Origin of the sequence: Nostoc sp. WHI, assembly GCF_015714725.1 — a bacterium.
Taxonomy (GTDB): domain Bacteria; phylum Cyanobacteriota; class Cyanobacteriia; order Cyanobacteriales; family Nostocaceae; genus Nostoc.
This window is the reverse complement of the sequence record NZ_WBKM01000055.1, coordinates 68,011-87,148: the sequence shown is the minus strand read 5'-3', so window position 1 is coordinate 87,148 and position 19,138 is coordinate 68,011. Positions and strand designations below refer to the sequence as shown.

Sequence of the window (19,138 nt, the reverse complement as noted above, 5' to 3'; positions counted from 1 at the left end):
TGCAATTGAGAGTTTAATCCGCCAAGTTGTCAATTTAAGAATCAAAGGAAACAGTAAATTTTGGTTGAAAGACAATGCAGAAATTATATTACATCTGCGCTGTCAATGGATAGCTGGAAGTTGGGATAATTTTTGTATTTCTATCTTTAATTCCTTTATTAAACCTCAAACTGCTTGATTAATTTTATACTTGCGTTCTCATCTTTAGCTATTGGTTGCTGTAATTGATACTAAATATCAAAGGCTTGTTACAGATATTTTGGGAAATAATCGTCAAATGACTTACTAGCAATCTTTTTGAGATATCTCATCAAGATGAATTCTCCTGCGAATCAATATTTTATTTGTAAATAAAATCACTCCGTACTTGAATATAATTTTTAGCGATCGCACTTTTTTTGTCCGACCTCACAAAATCGCATTGCTCCCGCATTAGGTTGCAATACCAATACAGGTGATGGACTGCTGATGGCAGTGGAAGCTGGTGGGGAACTTTCTAGTATGGAAGCTTCTAATCACTATGCCATTTCAACGGCTTTCAATGCCACTGTAACTAGGGGTGTTCCTTTCGGTTGGGCTAGTTATACCGATGAAGCAGGCAATGATCTTGGTGGCTATATCAATGGTCGTCGTGATGCATCTTTCCTTCCTAATGCCCTCCTGAAAGGCCCCGTTTATGCTCGTTTAGATCGAGCTACACCGGAAGTTAAAGAAGTGATTGAAAAGTCTCATTTCATCGCTTTTCTACCCTATACAAAAGCTGGTATTGACCCCTATACAGAACGAGTGCCTGTGACACTTATTTTAGAGGGTACAGTCCGTGGTACAGGTGGAATCCGTTTGACCGATGATAGTTGCGGTACAAAGGTTCCTGGACTCTACGCCGCCGGTGATGCTGCATCGCGGGAGTTTTTAGCCGGTTTAGCTTCTGGGGGTGGTGGCCCCAATGCAGCTTGGGCAATCTCCACAGGGCAATGGGCTGGAGTTGGGGCAGCCGACTTTGCCAAGAGTCTGGGCGCTCATGCAAATGAACGGGTTGCGCGTCCTGCTGGTCAAGTGGGATTGCGATCGCCTTTGGCGGGGCGTAGCCCATCGCCATCCTCTCCCACTTCTGAAACATTCGATAGTGAGGCGATCGTGCGCGGTGTACAAGCCCAGATGTTCCCGTTGGAGAAGAATTACTTGCGTTCTGAGCAGGGACTTTTGGATTCTCTCGCCAAATTAGAAACGCTGTGGCAGCAAGTACAAGGGAACCCGAAACAAGATACAGTGCGTGATGTGGAATTTTCTCGTCGAGCGGCTGCTTTGACTGCTGTAGCACGATGGGCATATTTTAGCGCGTTACATCGCAAGGAAACGCGCAGCGAACATATTCGTGTAGACTATCCCGAAACCGATCCAAATCAGCGTTATTACCAAGCGACAGGCGGCTTAGATAAGCTTTGGGTGAGGCGTGATTGGATTACGGATGCGATCGCTACACCACCAGTACAAACCACTCAAACCACACCTACTGTATCAAAGTTGTAACAGGAGCAGGATCATGATTGAGCTTGTCAGCCATAAACTCTGTATCAATTGCAATTTGTGCGTCCAAGTTTGTCCTACCAATGTCTTTGACTCCGTACCTAACCAACCACCTGCGATCGCCCGCAAGGAAGACTGTCAAACTTGTTTTATATGTGAGGCATATTGCCCTGCGGATGCGCTCTATGTTGCACCGCAATCTCATACCGATATTGAAGTCAATGAGGATGATTTAATTGAAAGTGACATCATGGGTGAATATCGTCGCCTTTTGGGTTGGGGATATGGCAGAAAAAACAATAGTGAATTGGATACGGCTCATAAACTGCGCCAACTACCGCGTCCTTATCAAAGTTAATTTGGACTCTCTAAAGCACTTTTTGACGTAGTTCTGGAAATACTTTGGAGACTTTATTCAAAAGATAATCGCCATAAGTCCCATCAAATTCGTGAACACTGGCTTTATCCCAGCGATCGCTTTGATCATCATTCACTACTACATCCTTCAATTCAATGGGTTTGACTTCAACGTTGAAATTGGGATCAAAGAAGAATGGAAATGACAGGCGATTACTTGTTGATAGGTTCTGAACACGGTGGGGTGTTGAACGATACAGTCCTCGTGTCATGCGATCGAGCATATCCCCAATGTTGCATATAAACGAGCCAGGTATAGGAGGTGCATCTATCCAACCAGACTTTGATTTGATTTGTAATCCACCGACATTATCTTGTTTAAGTATAGTTAATACTCCATAATCTGTATGTTCGCCAACGCCCCATTTAGATTTAGATAATGATGAATTAGGAGGGTAATTGAAAATCCGAAATAATATCAATGGGTCTTTTGTATAACGGTCTGCAAAATATGATTCTTTTAGTCCCAAACTAAGAGCAATACCAGCCATTAGGATATGTCCGAGTTTGGTCATTGAGTCTATATAATCTAGTACTGTTTCCTTAAAATGGGGAATGTCGGATGCAAAAAGATTGCGACCGTGCATTGGTACACCAGCTTTCACCAGTGGGTGGTTTTCTTCTAGTTCTGCACCGAAGTAAATACCTTCTTTTAAGTCTGGTTTACCTGATGTTAACTCGTTCCCCACGGGGAAATATCCTCGCCATGCTCTACCACCAAGAGCCATAGGAATCTTCAGTTTAGTTTCTATATTCTGCGCGAAAAATTGTTGACTGAGATATTCTAATTGCTCTTGTAGTTGTTCATCAACTCCATGTCCAACGATATAAAAGAAACCGTAATCATGGAGAGCTTGTCTAATTTGGTCTGCAATTATATCAGAATAGTTGCTAGTTTGAGAAACCAGCACACTAATATCAATGACGGGAACTTGTGAAAACTCTTTGTCTACGACTTGTAAGATTGTCATGCTCAGGTTCTCCTAGTTGTGCGTGGACTAATAACTAGACTACACAGAAAATTATATCGATAACCATAATGTTGGTTATGGCGATCGCTAGCCTTAGTCAAGTATTTAGACAAAGAGTAGAAATTTGTAAATTTTATTTAAATCCGGTAATTTGATGCAAATACCGTAGTATTATCTAAATAATTCTCATTCTTTCTGCAAACAACAATAATTTACTGAACAAGGAGTAATTTATTGTCTAATATCAAGTAAGTAAAAATCTTGTTAATTTAAGAACAAACATAATTCATAAATATGCGGTATAATCAACTGGGTAATAGTGACCTAAAAATTTCCGAAATTTGCCTTGGCACAATGACCTATGGGCAGCAAAATACTATAGAAGAAGCCCATCAGCAGTTAGATTATGCGATTAAACAGGGAATTAACTTTATTGATGCGGCTGAGATATACCCAGTACCAGCCAGTGCCGAAACCTATGGCTTAACCGAAACTTACATTGGAGAATGGTTAAAACATCAGCAACGAGATCAAGTAATAGTTGCTACTAAAATTGCAGGGCCTGGTCGCGGCTTTAAATGGTTACGTGATGGAGCGGAAGCCCTTGATCGGGATAATATCAAACAAGCTGTAGATGATAGTCTGAAAAGATTGCAGACAGACTATATTGATTTATATCAAATCCATTGGCCGGATCGTTATGTACCGCGTTTTGGGCAAACAGTTTTCGACTCAGATAAGGTAGGGGAAACAGTTCCTATCACTGAACAACTAGAAGTTTTTGCTGATGTCATTAATGCAGGTAAAATTCGCTATATCGGCTTAAGTAATGAAACTCCTTGGGGTGTTGCACAATTTAGTCAAGCAGCTAAACAATTAGGATTACCTAAAGTCGTCTCGATTCAAAATGCCTATAATTTACTCAATCGAGTTTTTGATGGCGCACTTGCAGAAGCAGTTTATTACGAAAACGTTCCTTTACTAGCTTACAGCCCTTTAGGATTTGGCTATTTAACTGGTAAATACCTCAACGGAAAACCAGAGAAAGCAAGAGTTACTTTGTTTGAAAACTTTGGTCAGCGATATTTAAAACCAAATGTTAGCCAAGCAGTAGCAGCTTATGTAGAAATTGCTAAACGTTATCAACTAAGTCCTGCACAATTAGCGATCGCATTCGTGCGAAGTCGTTGGTTTGTTGCTAGTACAATTATTGGTGCTACTACACTAGAACAACTCAAAGAGAATATAGAAAGCATCAATGTAGTTCTTGATAAAGATATTTTGGCTGAATTAGATTCAGTTCATACTCAATATCCGAATCCAGCACCATAAGAGAAGAGTGCTGAGTGCTGAGTTTTGAGTGCAGAAAAGTAGGTTGGGTTAAGCGCAGCGCAACCCAACAAAGCAACACAAATTTTGGGTTTGAAAACAGTCTCTAGCCCAATACGGTTCAGTTAAGGTGCATAGTCCTTAAAGATCCTCCTTAGTCCCCCTTAAAAAGGGGGAAATAGAGCCATTCTTAGTCCCCCTTTTTAAGGGGGGTTGGGGGGATCAAATCTTATCCGAACCGTATTGCTCTTTAGCTCTTAATCCCTAATCCCTTATTTACAAAATTCATGATAGCAACTTAAAATTATGACGATCGCAACAGCATCAGTTGACCAAAATACTATTCGTCGCCGTGGTACTGGTTTAAGAGCTTATAATCCTGACAAGGTATTCAAAGGTTATACACTTTTTACACCACTTACAGGTAATGGAAAAGTATATCTTCTGAATCTAGAAGGAGAAATAGTACATCAATGGAATCTGCCATATTCACCGGGTTTATATGGTTATCTTTTACCCAACGGCAACCTTTTTTATAATGGTAAAACGCTAGATATTCCGCCACATTTTCCTTTATGGGCTGCCTTTAAAGGTGGGGTTGTCTTAGAAGCAGATCCCAAGAGCAATATTATTTGGGAGTATAAGCATCCATACCATCATCATGATGGGCGCAGATTACGCAACGGCAACACGATTTTATTAGCCATTGAAAAGATACCTCAGTCTTTGATTCCCCGGATTAAAGGCGGTGTACCGGAAACGGAAGCAGATGGTAATATCTATGCTGATGTGCTTTACGAAGTTACTCCTGGGGGTGAGATTGTTTGGACTTGGCACGCCCACGAACATCTAAATCCAGATATTTTTACTATTACTCCCCAAGATCAACGACACGAATGGACTCATGGTAATACTGTAGGCGAACTCGCTGACGGCAATATTATAGTCAGCTTTCGTAATATCTCTACCGTCGTAATTATTGATCACCAAACAGGAGAGATTATCTGGACACTCGGAGATGACATATTAGCACAGCAGCACTTTCCTAACGAATTAGCTAACGGCAATATCCTAATTTTCGATAATGGCGCACATCGTCGTCACACTGCGCTCAATTTCTCTCGTGTGATTGAAGTAAGCCGTCAAACTAAAGAAATAGTTTGGGAGTACACTGACAACCCACCTCAAAATTTCTTCAGTTCGTATATATCAGGCGCGCAGCGTCTAGCGAATGGCAACACTTTAATTACAGAAGGTGGTTTCGGCCGCATATTTGAGGTGACAGCTACAGGAGAAATTGTTTGGGAATATGTCAATCCTTACTTTGCGGTTCGGAATCTTGGTGAGAAATCACCAGTAGCTCGTGGGGAGCAAAATTCAGTCTTCCGTGCCTTTCGTTATGCACCTGAAGAAGTGCCTTGGCTCTAGTTCAATTTTGGATTTTGGATTGAATTGAATTAATTGCCAAAGCTAATAAACCAATCCTATTTATACAGGAACATCAACATGGCTGAAATCAAGATATATAGCGCGGTTGTTTGCCCTTATGCTCACCGTTCGCGTTTGGTATTGCAAGAAAAAGGTATCGATTTTGATTTGATTGAGATTGATTTGCAGAATAAGCCGGAGGGATTTACAGATATTTCTCCTTATGGAAAAGTGCCTGCGATCGCACATAATCATAACCGAGTTTGGGAATCGGCAGTAATTAACGAATATCTCAATGAGGTATTTCCAAATCCGCCGCTTTTACCCAGTAGTGCCATTGCTAAAGCCCAGGCTCGCATCTGGATTGATTTTGCTAATACTCGATTCGTTCCGGCTTTTTCTACTCTCTTGCGTAGTCCCGATATTCAACAACAAGAAGCAGCTAAACAAGAACTATATAAACATCTGGAATTTATCGAGAATGAAGCTTTTGGGAAGTTATCAGAAGACGGCCCCTACTGGTTTGGTGAATCCATTAGTCTGGTTGATTTCACCTTTTACCCCTGGTTTGAGCGTTGGCCTGCATTGAAGCACTATCGAGGCTTGGCGATACCAGAGCAATTTACTCGTCTACGTCAGTGGAAAAAGGCTTTAAAACAACTTGATTCTGTAGTAGCGATCGCTAATAGCAAAGAGTTCTACATAGAGCGATATGCTAGATTTGCTACCCCTGTTGCTGTCTAGAAAAGCTTTTTGGTAGTCAAAAGAATTTTATCTTTTCCTAAATGTCAAGGATTAAATCTTGGGAATTGGGCGAACTATACCTCTCCGTATCGCAGCGGAATCCTGCTTTCACCATGTTCCAATTCCCATTTCCTCATCCATACTCACTACAAAGTTTCCGCCACAGTAAACCTCTAATCAGTCGTTTAAGGTGGGTAAAACCACCTTACTTCCTTTTTTTAATTAATTGCGGATGTAGTTAAGTCAAAGACCAAATCTCACACATTCGCCGTTAGGCGTTCTCGTAAAGATGGCTGCGCTTACCGAGGTAGCATTAGCAAAAAGTAGACGCAAAAGCGCAGAGATATACAGTTATAAATCAGAGAAAATCTAAGGTTATTGTAAGTGCAGCTAGTAGACGTTATTTTTTGTTACACCTGGTATCTTGAGGACTTCACATTCACAAAATTTGATAGTACGAAAGTCACATTTTAAATCTTTTGTTTGACAACTTGTTTAATAATTAAATGTGGATGAATTCATGAAAGATTTCAAAAAACAATTTGCATTCTGGAAAAACCAACGCATCACTCGTCGTCACGCTTTATTTGCTTTTGGTTACAGTTTAGTATTATCTACTACACTGTTTAGTTGCAGTAATTCCCCAGATAATTCTCAGCAACAAGCTGCTTCATCGGCTTCTAATGCAGCTAGTGGTAGTAATACTACTGCTGATAAAGTAATTAGAATTGTCCGCTCTAAACAACTTACTGCCCTAGCCGTCTTAGAACAAAAAGGTATTCTAGCAGAACGATTAAAAGCTTTAGGATATAGGGTAGAGTGGCCAGAATTTGCTGCCGGTCTACAACAATTAGAAGCTTTAAATGCAGGCGCACTTGATATTGCTTTGACAGCCGAATCTCCTCCTGTTTTCTCTCAAGCAGCCGGTGCACCTCTTGTCTATTTAGCGGCTAATTCTTCTGATGGACAAGCAGTTTCACTGTTAGTTCCTAAAAACTCTCCTATTAAAAGTGTCAAAGATTTAAAAGGTAAAAAAGTAGCTTTTCAAAAAGCATCAATCGGTCATTATCTTATAGTCAGAGCTGTAGAAAAAGAAGGTTTAAAGCTTAGTGATATAGAATCGGTTTCCCTTCCACCTCCAGATGCTAATGTGGCATTTAGTCAAGGGAGAGTAGATGCTTGGTTTATCTGGGAACCATTTGTTACGAGAAATGTCCAAAATGGGACAGGAAGAGTCCTGGTAGACGGTGGTAATGGTTTGCGAGATACTAACAACTTTTTATCCACAAACCGTAAATTCTATGAAGAAAATCGAGAAGTCATCAAAGTCTTTCTAGAAGAAGTACAAAAAGCCCAAAATTGGTCTAAAAATAACCCTAAAGAAATTGCCAAGTTGCTCTCTGCAACAACTCAACTTGATCCACCTACATTAGAAATTATGCACAAAAAGTATGATTTCACGCTTATACCAATTACCGAAGTAATCATTAATAAACAACAAGAAGTTGCTGAGAAATGGTATAGCTTGGGACTCATACCTAAAAAGGTAAATGTAAGAGATGGCTTTTTGACTCCAGAACAATATGCCGAAATTACCCCCAAGGAAATACTGGCGAAAAATTAGTATCTGGGAAAGACTGTTTACTTACCAGACTACTTTGCTAAATGAAATACTCCTGAAAAACTTCTTCTTTGACTCCAATTCTGTGTCTCTAGCGCTATATAAGCTTACTTTAATATTTTCTTAACTCAAATAATTCAAATCTTCTTCATAATAGATGCTATCGATTAATTTGTTGGTAGATTTTATTCAAAATTGAGGAAGATGTAGTGACATTATCGCGGCGTAAATTTTTCACCCTAGCGGGTACCGGAACTGCTGGTGCTATGCTCTTATCTTCATTGGAAGCTTTCTATGCTAAACGGACTTTAGCAGCAGGCCCCTACGGTTCTCTGATATCTGACCCTAGAGGTGTTCTGGATTTGCCTGCGGGGTTTTCTTATGTCAGATTATCTGAAACAGGGCAAACAATGACTGATGGCTTTAGAGTTCCGGGCGGACACGACGGTATGGCAGCCTTTGCTGGAGCAAATGGCAATACAATTCTAATCCGCAACCACGAACTTAGTCCAACATCAAGTAATGGTGTCAGCGCACCTAATTCCAAGAAATACGATACTCAAGGAAGAGGTGGCACAACAACTTTAGTAGTCAGCCCTAATCTTACTTTAATCAGTCACTACGGTTCTTTGGCTGGTACTTACCGCAATTGTGCTGGTGGCCCAACCCCTTGGGGATCTTGGCTGAGTTGCGAAGAGAGTTTTGAAACAGGTAACAAAAAGCATGGTTATGTGTTTGAAGTACCTAGTAGTGCCACTGGCTTTGTAACACCTGTACCTCTTGTAGCGATGGGTCGCTTCAATCACGAAGCAGCCGCAGTAGACCCGAATACAGGTTATGTGTATATGACCGAAGACCGGAGCGATAGCTTATTTTATCGCTTTGTACCCAACACACCCAATAATTTGAGTGCAGGAGGTAGCTTATATGCTTTAAGAATTACCTCAAGACCGCAAGCAAACACCACCACAGGATTTACAGTAGGTCAAGCCTTCACAGTGAATTGGGTTTTGATTACTAACCCCGATCCTTCTGCTGATACAGTAAGGGTTGCAGGCTTTAATCTAGGAGCTGCTAGGTTTGCTCGTGGCGAAGGTATTTTTTATGGCAATGGAGATATCTATTTCTGCTGTACGAGTGGTGGTAGTTCTGGATTAGGACAGATTTGGCGCTATACTCCTGCTACCGAAACGCTTCAGCTTTATATACAACCTAACAATGCGGGTATTCTAGAATCTCCCGATAATATTGTTGTTGCCCCCAATGGTGATTTGTTTATATGTGAGGATGGCGCAGGTACTGATTTTATTGTAGGAATAACTTCCAATGGCGCACTCTATAAATTTGCCCGTAATGTGTTGAACACAAATGAGTTTGCTGGAGTCTGTTTCTCACCCAATGGACAAATTATGTTTGTAAATATGCAAACACCAGGAATTACATTTGCTATATCAGGCCCTTGGTAAGAATATCTGCTTTGATGTTAGCAATCTTATCTCAGTTTCTGCACAAGGGGGACTCTATTCAATCAGACCCCCTTTTTTTATTAAACATTTTTGAGGGAGAAACAAGCTTCAAACCTATGCAGGGTAAGGGAAATACACCAAATAGACATAGGAGGTGATAAATTAGGATCACCACTACTTCTAGGGTACTACCAAAAAATTAAGTTTATAATATCAATACCTTTGCCAAAATAAGAGCCAACAAAAATTTGGGCAAAAATGGCAAAATGACCCATACATAAGCGTTTAGCTTATAAGGTAGCTTGGAATATCAAACCCTTGATACTACGGACAATACGTTAAAAAACCTTGTGGGAAACCTTGAAGGAATTTTTAGGACTTATTGTTTTTGCCAAGCCTCAGAGAAAAGGGAGTTCAGATATCAACTCACCCTCGTAAATTGGCAAAGGTATTGTAATATTGTTTTATTTAACCTTATAACTCTTAATCTAAACAAATTCTGACACAAATGAGCGAAATACTTCTTGTAGTAGATATGCAAAACGGTTTTATGTCTGAGAAATGCAGACATATTATTCCTACTGTTATTAAACTAATTGAGCGATTTTTAGCGGCTGGAAAATTCGTTGAATTCACAAGATTTATCAATACTGCTGACAGCAATTATGTAAAACTAATTCATTGGTCAAGGTTGATACAAGAACCAGAAACGAGGATTATTGATGAACTTCAGCCATATATAAATAATATTTTTGATAAACATTATTACTCGGCATTTACGGAAAAATTTTCAACTTTTATTTCTCTTAATAAAATCAGCAAAATATATCTTTGTGGAGTTGAAACTGATAGCTGTATTTTGAAGACAGCAATTGACTCTTTTGAGCGTGGTATTGAACCAGTGATTATCGAGGATGCTTGCTTTAGTCAAGGTGGACAGCAAGCACATGATGCGGGTATTTTTTTGTTGAAGCGTAATATAGGAAAAAACCAAATTAAGATGACTGATGAGGTTCTTGAGAAGATGTCATAATCTGTTCTACATCTAATATTAAGCTCGGTTAAATACTTATAATAAAACTGGAATTGTTGTAGGGCATCTATCTAAGTATTTTGCCCAAAGGAATTGCGATGCCTACGGTGGGCTACGCAAACCACATTAGTTCGGAAGAATAATTTTGAAACGCAAAGGGGCGCTGAGGGAAGCGCAAAGGTACGCAAAGTTAAATTTTTGTCTGTGTTCTGGGAGTATTTTTTAAAAGCGGATTGTGGGTAAATGGGACGATTTAACTGTTAGCTTTAAAACTACACTAGGAGGAAAAATCTATGCTAAAGCGAATATATATTGATAACTTTCGCGGCTTGGTAAATTTTGAGATGAATTTTGACTCGATTAATTTGTTTCTTGGTGGTAACGGAACGGGTAAATCAACTGTTTTTGAAGTCCTGCGAAAAATTCAAACTTTTGTTAGCGGTGATTCTAAAGTAGAGGGAATTTTTAAATCTATTGATTGCACTCGCTGGCAGACTTTGCCAATTCAACGTTTTGAGCTAGAAATTGCTGGAAATGGTGGTAATTATAAATATGAATTTGCTATTAGACATAATCAAGATAAAAGTCATGTTGAATATGAGCGTCTCTGGTTTAATAATCAAGTTTTGCTTAAGTCAGAGGGGGGCGAAGTTAAACTTTTTAGAGATGATTATGAAGAGGTTATGAAAGCTCCTTTTCCTTCACCATTAGGATCTTTACTATGGTTATTTACGGTAGATAGTGACAGCACAAAGTTGGCCTGGTTCACAAAACGTATGAAGCGATTCATTATTGTACAAATTATTCCTAGTCTTATGCTTGAGGGGAGTGAAAAGGAAGAAATTCATCTAACTTCGAGAATGGAAAATTTTGTTTCTTGGTATCGCTACATTTCCCAAGATCAGGGTAAAGTTGCTGAACTTATCAACGTTTTGAAAGATATATTAGATGGGTTTGTAAGTTTTACATTTGAACAGTTCAGTGAAAATTATCGAACTCTAAAATTAAAATTTTCAACAGATAAAGATAGTAAAAAGACTATTAATTATCGCTTTAGTGAATTATCCGATGGTCAAAAAGTGGTAATTGCTCTGTACACCATTCTCTATTGCACTGAATCTGAAGATTATACACTTTGCATTGATGAACCAGAGAATTTCTTAGCCCTACCGGAAATTCAACCTTGGATAATTCAACTTTATGATTTCTGTATTGACGGAAAAATACAAGCTTTACTAATTTCCCATCATCCTGTATTAATTAATTATCTTCTAGCTTCACCGATAGGTTATTGGTTTGAGCGTCAAAGTAATGCACCTGTACGAGTAAAACCAATTAGTAATGAAGAAACTCAAAATTCTGGATTACCAATTTCAGAACTGATTGCACGGGGCTGGCTGTATGACCCAGAATAGAGTACAGATAGTAATTTTGTGTGAGGATCTGCAACAGCAAGTTTTTGCATATCATTTTTTGAAAAAGCGAGGCTTTAATATAGATCCAAAAAATCTCACAATTAGGACTTCTCCAAAAGGTAAAGGTGCAGGAGAGCAGTTTGTTAGAAAACGTTATCCAGCAGAGGTTAGAGAATATCGGAGAAAAAACTATCGTTCAGGAATGCTAGTAGTGTTGATTGATGCCGATACTGAGACAGTAAAAGCAACACTGAAAGATTTAGATAATGCACTGATAGAAAATTCACAGGAACTTCGTAAGCCTGATGAGAGAATAGCAATCTTCGTGCCAAAAAGAAATATCGAAACTTGGGTACATTATTTACGAACAAGAGAAGTTGTTCAAGAAGAAGGAGAAAAATCAAAATATCCAAAATTCCCTAAAGATGAGGCAATTTGTAAACCCGGTGTTGAACAATTAGCAAACCAGTGTTCTCAAGGGAGTTTAGATGAAAATGCGCCGCCATCTCTCCAGGCGGCTTGTGAAGAGTTACAAAGACTTTTACCTTTATTAAATAACTTATGAATGCTGGTTGCTTCACTATTAAACAACTCACTGATGCAGTGGGCGGCGGTTTGACTCCGCACATGGTACGACATTATCATCAATTGGGACTGCTACCGCAACCAGTGCGATCGCCTAGCAATTACCGTCTCTACACCAAAAAAGATGTCCTTCGCTTGCAACGGATTGTCGCACTCAAGCAGCAAGGGTTTCAGCTAAACCATATTCGCAATATTTTGGAGGTGGAACCAGAAGCTGACACAACTACAAACCTGATGGGACAACTTCAGCAGCAATATCGGGCGGTGATGCAACAAATTTCTCAACTGCGACAAACTGCATCAGCATTAGAAGGATTATTGGGGCGCGTAGCTTGCCGCCGTAGGCATCACCCAAACGGTTGCTACTGCTTTGGATCAAACTCGATTACTTCATTTGGAGTGTCACATTGAAACTTTAATTGATAACCCCCATATTACCACCGCCACAGAAGCGGAACTTGCCTTTTGGCAGTATCAAGAATGGCGCTCAAAGTTGCAACAAGTAAGTAAAGGTTGTGTGCTGGTAGTTGGTTATGCTCCTTCAGTACTTCTAGAAGTTTGTAAGGCAATTACCAATCAAAAAATTCAGCCTGCATTAGTCATTGGAATGCCCATTGGCTTTAGCCATGCTCCCGCAGCCAAGCAACAACTAATGCAACAAGGGATACCTTTTATTACAGTTGAAGGGACTTTGGGAGGTGGTGCTTTAGCTGCTACTGCTCTGAATGCCTTGGTGGAGTCACTGATTGATAAGCCAGATTGTCATTGTTATCTCAGTCAATCTAATTCTTAATTAAAAATGAAGGCAGTCTTATTTCATGTAGGTTTAAATCTCCATTTAAAACATAATTAATACTTATCAAGTATGTATTAATTATAAATTTTTTATGGTTTTAATCTTACTAGTTTTTATAAAGAATGTAAGATTTGTTACGGTAAGCCACTGGCAAATCTAACCGATGTTGAATGCGAGTTACTACATAAGATGCCTGATATTTCACCATCAAGGCTTTAGCCTGGACAGTTGTCAAGTTGTTGTAGCCATCTGTAAGTAGTTGCTGATTAAAGTTACTTAATGGATCAAGTCCATTAAAGTTACCGCTCAAGTCACGCATCCGCGAAAACCACTCTAATGTCGCACTTTTGGTCTGAGCCATTAGTCTATATTTGGCAATGGTTGGCCGCTCTGTCAACCAAATGAAGTTGGCAAATTCAACGGGTGGAGATACGAATTTGGCATTTTTTGGTGTATTTTTCCGTACCCAAGCAGCCATGTCTTTCCATTGAGGGTTTACCTCTTGAACTTTGTCAGGAAAATGAAGTCTAGACTGAAAATTTTTCTGGAAGTAATCAAATAAAATTACAAATTTCGCACTCACTATCAGACAACAAAACAGTACTAGTAATCTTTGTTTATTCTTACCTGTAAAGATTTTATCTAAAGCACAGACAAACAACAAACCGGCGTTGAGGTGCAACATTACGTCACCAACTCGGAAAAGGTAATACTGTAGCAAGCTTCCTTGAGAATCGAATGGAGCGATGATTATTCCTAATACATAAGGGATTAGACTGATCAGTGTGAACTCAAATAGTCCTATACGAGCTTCGTATTCTTCAGACTCTTCAGATAGTTTTTTAGTTGGACGATTGAACCAAAGAACGCCAGCACTGCTCACAAGAAGCGCAAGGTAAAATGTAGGAATTATCCACCAATATGTAGGCCAGGATAAGGGATTCAGATGGTGGGGCAACCTGAGAAAAACATATATAAAAGAAGGCGATATAGAACCTGTAGGGGTCGGAGTCAACAATTGTTCGATCACCGCTTTTATACCTAGTGCACCTCCTACCAGGTATAACGGCAGCATGACTCCAAATTCCTGCATAGTTGGAAAACGGGTTTTTCGTCTTAAAATGAGCCACCCGATTACGAACAGAGTCGTATAACCGCCGACTAGAACATGGAATGAAGTTGCTAGCCCTAACAGGAAAGCCATCAGACGATAACTTTTCCTGAGCATGAACCCTATGGCCAACAAGACCATAGCATAAGCAAATATCTTCGTTTCTAGTACTCCTACAATCCTTTCTCCAGCAGCAACACCTTGGTTTCCCGTGAAAAATATTGTAACCGCCAACATTTGTAAAGGCAAATTCAATCCCAGTTTCCGGCCGATGAGTACTAACCCCGAAGCCATCAAGCTGTAGCAAAATAACCGTCCTATTATTGAACTCGCTAGAAACCCCCAACTTACTATGAGCCAGCCAAATAAAGTTTGGAACAATACTCGATAAATGGGTGGTTGATTAACAGACCAGTCTCCCGGAACCCAGGTCGGGTCAGCGAACTGTCTTGCTAAAGGTAAAGAGTCAACTTCGTTCCCTGCCACGTTATCAGCCAGCAATTGCCTGATACAAAGTAATGCCAAGACTGCTATGATTTCTAACACTACCCAAGGCGTACTTGTCAAAGTCGATTTATCTTGTAAATTTTGCTGACTAATGCCTGGCAATTTCAACATATCATCTCAAAAGAAGTTAAATAGTATAAAGTATAAAATTTTATGCTAAAGATTCTGGAATTATTTGAATTAACTCCAACAATACTGAGAGCCAACTCTAAAATGGAATTGGAAAAATTATACCCTAAACTAAGCAATAAAATGAATGAAAATCTCTTCCACTCTAGGTTTAAACACTGATTTAAAATACTTTCAAAAAATAAACAGTCGATGAATATTATTTGAAGACTAGTTAAATTCAGACGAAGTATATAATGACACAAATGTTTACGGCGACTGATAAGAAAGATAACAGAGATGTATAATTAGCGCGTCTCCTGCATAATCCATAAAAAGATAACGATTAAAGCCGGCCGACTTTCTGTTTCCTTTACCTTGATAGGGGGCATATGTGGCAACAACAAAAAAAGATAGTTCAATAATCAGTCTGGTATTGTGGCTTGCATTAGCTACGACCCCTATGGCAGCATCTCTGGTGGTGTCTGCACCCATGCTGGCACAATCTGCGACTGATACTCCCGCTTTTCCACTGCCGAAAACAGTGCAGAACGGGACGACAGTGCGGATTGATGGTTCAAGTAGCTTGGCTGCGATCAACCAAGGCCTGAAAGAAAATTTTGAAAAACAGTTTTCGGGCACAAAAATTGAAGTTGCTGCTAATGGCACTGATCCGGCACTAAAAGATTTGCTAGATGGCAAAATCGACATAGCAGCAATCGGGCGTGGTTTGACACCAGCAGAAAAAGCCCAAGGACTTGAGCAAATCCGCTTGCGCCGTGAGAAGATTGCGATCGTAGTTGGTGCAGATAATCCTTTCAAGCAAAGCTTAACCAGTAGGCAATTCGCCCGGATTTTCCGGGGACAAATTACAAATTGGTCGCAACTAGGGGGATCTCAAGGAAAAATTCGGGTAATCGATCGCCCGAAAACGAGCGATACTCGAAATACTTTTCGTGATTACCCAGCCTTTAAGACTGCTGACTTTACTACAGGACCCAATGCTACCCAACTAACTGAGGACAATACCGCAGAAATTATCAAACAATTGGGCAAAGACGGCATCAGTTATGTGCTGGCTAATCAGGTGTCGAAGTTGCCAGGGGTGCGAGTTCTGCAATTACATCAAACCTTGCCAGATGATGCTAAATATCCCTTTTCGCAACCTTTAGTTTACGTTTACAAAAAAAATCCGAGCTTAAGCACAGTAGATTTTCTCGGCTTCACCCTTGCACCCGCAGGACAGCAGGCTATAGAACAAGCTAGAACTGCCGAAGCAGATGCGATCGCACTCAGCATATCACAACAACCTACTGCTACAGCTTCCCCCAGTGTCCAAACGACACCTACTGCTACAGCTTCCCCTAGTGCAACTACTTCTGTATTTGGTGAACAGCCCTTTGTAGCTCCTGCTGCACAAGATAGTCCAATTGTCAATAGGGAAACACCATTTTGGTTGCTGCTACCTTTGTTTATTACTACTGTAGGCGGCTCGTTACTATGGTGGTTCATTGGAAGACGGCGATCGCCCACTGAGAAAACAGACAACTTACCAGAATCAAATCCTCGTCCACCTAGTACAGAAGATCGAGAAATGGCAGTGCTCAATACCAGCACTGCTGCCCCTGTTAACGAAGCGATGCTTGAGGAGCAAGTGCCGCACTTTCAAGAACAGGAAACTTCTGATGCCACTCCTTTCCATGTCTATGCTCAAACACCAAATGAGCTAACAGAGAATGCTACCTCGGTGACATCGAATTTGGGACAACAGACAACCAATGGCAGTTCCAACTCCTTTGAAGGCACAACTTCAGGTGTAGTTAATGGATCAGAAAATAACAACTTTGGAGCCGCAGCTTTAACCGGTAGTGCTACTCTCGCAACGGGCATCGGGGCGGCAACCTGGTCTGCCTTTGCCGACAAAGGAACAGAAACAGACGCGATTGAAGAGACAGTCCGACTAAATAATTCTACGGAAATAACTGCTCCTGAATCCGATGAAGTTGCATGGGACATAGAAGCGCCGGCTGCTGTAGTAAATACTTCATATCCTCACCTGGCTAATATTCCAGAAGAAGTTTCTAATGTGGATCTGCCTTCATCTGAGGTGACAGCCTCACTCCCGGAATTACCGGATGTGCCAGAAGTAACATCTGATCTTGAATATTGGGATACAGCAGTTACTGAAGATGTGATGGAGGATGAACTTCAGGCAGAATTGGACTGGCTAGACAGTATCACCTCAACTGAAGATATAGACCCATTAGATGAATTACCCTTATTGGAGTCTGGCGAAGTGGTAGCTGATGTGGAACCGTCTGCGGCACAAACAGCTTCACTGCTCGAATTACCAGAATTGCCAGAAGAGGTATTGAATGTGGTAGCGGATGCAGCCGAACCCACTGACGATTTGCTAGAGGAAGAATCTCAAGCAGAGCCGACTCTAGGGGGAGATATTACTGAAGCTGACTCCTTAGACATTGGAGGTGTTGCGGCACTAGCAGCAGGCGCAGGGATTGGAGCCTGGGCGACCACTCTGGAATCAAATGTCCAAGGACAAACTGAGCCTACGGTTAGCGTAGCTGCAACAGCCGAAACAGCTTTTGGCTTATTTGTAGACGCAGATGAAGAGAGCAGTATTGTGCTCACATCCCGCACTTGGGAATGGGCTGATGTCTCTTGGGAGATTTCCGAAACTCAGAAGGAAGCGCTACGCCAAGAAGGCGGCTATCAACTGGTAGTGCGGCTGTATGATGTGACTGGAATAGACCTGAGTTATCAAAGTCCCCAGTTTGTCCAGCAGTATGAATGTGAAGAGGTAGCACACGATCGCTTTGTGGAAATTCCCGTGAGCGATCGCGACTATATAGCTGAAATTGGCTATATTGCTGATGACAATCGTTGGTTATTCATCGCCCGTTCTGCCATCGTTCATGTCTTCAGTCCTGTAGGTACTGATCCGATAGTTGATGATGTGGCGTTAGCAAACGAAACAGCCTTTGGCTTGGTAGATGCAGATGAACAGAGCAATATTTGGCTCACACCCCGGACTTGGGAATCGGCTGATGTCTCTTGGGAGATTTCCGAAACTCACAAGGAAGCACTACGCCAAGAAGGTAACTCTCAATTAGTAGTGCGGCTGTATGATGTAACTGGGATAGACCTGAGTTATCAAAGTCCCCAGTTTATCCAGCAGTATGAATGTGAAGAGGTAGCACACGATCGCTTCGTGGAGATTCCCGTGAGCGATCGCGATTATATAGCTGAAATTGGCTATATTGCTGATGGGGATTGTTGGGTATTCATCGCCCGTTCTGCGATCGTTCATGTCTTCAGCCCTGTAGGTACTGATCCGATAGTTGATGATGTGGCGTTAGCGAGCGAAACAGCCTTTGGCTTGGTAGATGTAGATGAAGAGAGCAGTATTGTGCTCACACCTCGGACTCCCAAGTGGGCTTATGTCTCTTGGTACATTTCCCAGACTCAGAAGTTAACGCTGCGGCAACAAGGCGGCTCCCAATTGGTAGTGCGGCTTTATGATGTTACAGATGTTGACCTGAGTTATCAAAGTCCCCAGCTTGTCCAGCAGTATGAATGTGAAGAGGTAGCAAATGATCGCTTTGTGGCTATTCCCATGAGCGATCGCGACTACATGGTTGAAATTGGTTATATCGCTGATGGCAATCAGTGGTTACTCATCGCTCGTTCAGCTAATGTTCATGTCTTCAGTCGTTCCCACGGAGATTTTTGGTTTGTGGCCGATGCTGAGTTGATTATTCACGGAGCAACGCAACCAAATACAACCGTAACTATTGGTGGTTATCCGATCAAAATCAAACCAGATGGTACTTTCCACTTACGTCTTCCCTTTTCCGATGGTTTAATGGACTATCTGATAACGGTAGCTGCTGATGGAGAATCCACCAGAACTATCTCCAAGAAGTTTTCTCAGGAAACTTCAGAAAACTAACAATTACTCACTGTTATCCCCTCTAACCCTATAAGTTGGGGAGAGGGGATTTTATTATGGCAATCTGCCCTCTACCCTCTAAATTAGACCTCTTGCAAAAGTCCTTCTTT

The 19,138-nt window shown here is 40.9% G+C and carries 13 protein-coding genes and 2 pseudogenes; 13 read left to right on the top strand and 2 right to left on the bottom strand.

The annotated features are described in order from the left end of the window. The 3 genes and pseudogenes from F8S12_RS05910 to F8S12_RS05900 all read left to right on the top strand — a co-directional run. Positions 1-178 (top strand): annotated as a pseudogene (locus tag F8S12_RS05910) (ISLre2 family transposase); the annotation flags it as partial. Between the two features lie 290 nt (positions 179-468). After that, entirely contained in the window at positions 469-1,530 is a 1,062-nt protein-coding gene (locus F8S12_RS05905) for an FAD-binding protein (protein ID WP_230967823.1), read from the top strand. A gap of 13 nt (positions 1,531-1,543) precedes the next feature. Further along, entirely contained in the window at positions 1,544-1,885 is a 342-nt protein-coding gene (locus tag F8S12_RS05900) for a 4Fe-4S binding protein (protein ID WP_196515404.1), read from the top strand. Positions 1,886-1,895: 10 nt separating this feature from the next. On the opposite strand, the gene F8S12_RS05895 is transcribed toward F8S12_RS05900, so the two are convergent. Further along, positions 1,896-2,915 carry an isopenicillin N synthase family dioxygenase gene (locus F8S12_RS05895; protein WP_196515403.1) on the bottom strand — a complete coding sequence of 340 codons (1,020 nt, stop codon included), beginning with the start codon at positions 2,913-2,915 and terminating at the stop codon, positions 1,896-1,898. A 294-nt stretch (positions 2,916-3,209) separates the two neighbouring features. Between F8S12_RS05895 and F8S12_RS05890 the strand changes: the two genes are divergently transcribed. The 9 genes and pseudogenes from F8S12_RS05890 (at position 3,210) to F8S12_RS05850 (ending at position 13,329) form a co-directional block, all read left to right on the top strand. Next, a complete protein-coding gene (locus F8S12_RS05890; RefSeq protein ID WP_196515402.1) occupies positions 3,210-4,247 on the top strand; it encodes an NADP(H)-dependent aldo-keto reductase in 1,038 nt (345 codons plus the stop codon). A 303-nt stretch (positions 4,248-4,550) separates the two neighbouring features. Then, the gene (locus F8S12_RS05885) at positions 4,551-5,672 is read left to right on the top strand and encodes an aryl-sulfate sulfotransferase (protein WP_196515401.1); all 1,122 of its coding nucleotides are present in this window, start codon (positions 4,551-4,553) and stop codon (positions 5,670-5,672) included. Positions 5,673-5,750: 78 nt separating this feature from the next. Next, complete coding sequence (locus F8S12_RS05880) at positions 5,751-6,416, top strand: glutathione S-transferase family protein (protein ID WP_196515400.1); 666 nt, start codon at positions 5,751-5,753, stop codon at positions 6,414-6,416. Positions 6,417-6,936: 520 nt separating this feature from the next. Beyond that, positions 6,937-8,040, top strand: a complete 1,104-nt coding sequence (locus tag F8S12_RS05875; protein WP_196515399.1) for an aliphatic sulfonate ABC transporter substrate-binding protein — start codon at positions 6,937-6,939, stop codon at positions 8,038-8,040. Between the two features lie 206 nt (positions 8,041-8,246). Then, positions 8,247-9,503 carry an alkaline phosphatase PhoX gene (locus F8S12_RS05870; RefSeq protein WP_196515398.1) on the top strand — a complete coding sequence of 419 codons (1,257 nt, stop codon included), beginning with the start codon at positions 8,247-8,249 and terminating at the stop codon, positions 9,501-9,503. Positions 9,504-10,011: 508 nt separating this feature from the next. Next, entirely contained in the window at positions 10,012-10,536 is a 525-nt protein-coding gene (locus F8S12_RS05865) for an isochorismatase family cysteine hydrolase (RefSeq protein WP_196515397.1), read from the top strand. 293 nt (positions 10,537-10,829) lie between these two features. After that, positions 10,830-11,951 carry an AAA family ATPase gene (locus F8S12_RS05860; RefSeq protein ID WP_196515396.1) on the top strand — a complete coding sequence of 374 codons (1,122 nt, stop codon included), beginning with the start codon at positions 10,830-10,832 and terminating at the stop codon, positions 11,949-11,951. Next, the gene (locus tag F8S12_RS05855) at positions 11,938-12,516 is read left to right on the top strand and encodes a hypothetical protein (protein ID WP_196515395.1); all 579 of its coding nucleotides are present in this window, start codon (positions 11,938-11,940) and stop codon (positions 12,514-12,516) included. Before F8S12_RS05860 ends, F8S12_RS05855 begins: the two co-directional genes overlap by 14 nt. Further along, positions 12,513-13,329 (top strand): annotated as a pseudogene (locus F8S12_RS05850) (precorrin-8X methylmutase). Before F8S12_RS05855 ends, F8S12_RS05850 begins: the two are co-directional and overlap by 4 nt. A gap of 109 nt (positions 13,330-13,438) precedes the next feature. On the opposite strand, the gene F8S12_RS05845 reads toward F8S12_RS05850, so the two are convergent. Beyond that, positions 13,439-15,061, bottom strand: a complete 1,623-nt coding sequence (locus F8S12_RS05845; protein ID WP_196515394.1) for a DUF6798 domain-containing protein — start codon at positions 15,059-15,061, stop codon at positions 13,439-13,441. A gap of 391 nt (positions 15,062-15,452) precedes the next feature. On the opposite strand from F8S12_RS05845, the gene F8S12_RS40350 reads away from it, so the two are divergent. Beyond that, complete coding sequence (locus F8S12_RS40350; protein WP_331001352.1) at positions 15,453-19,028, top strand: DUF4912 domain-containing protein; 3,576 nt, start codon at positions 15,453-15,455, stop codon at positions 19,026-19,028. Positions 19,029-19,138 lie beyond the last annotated feature (110 nt).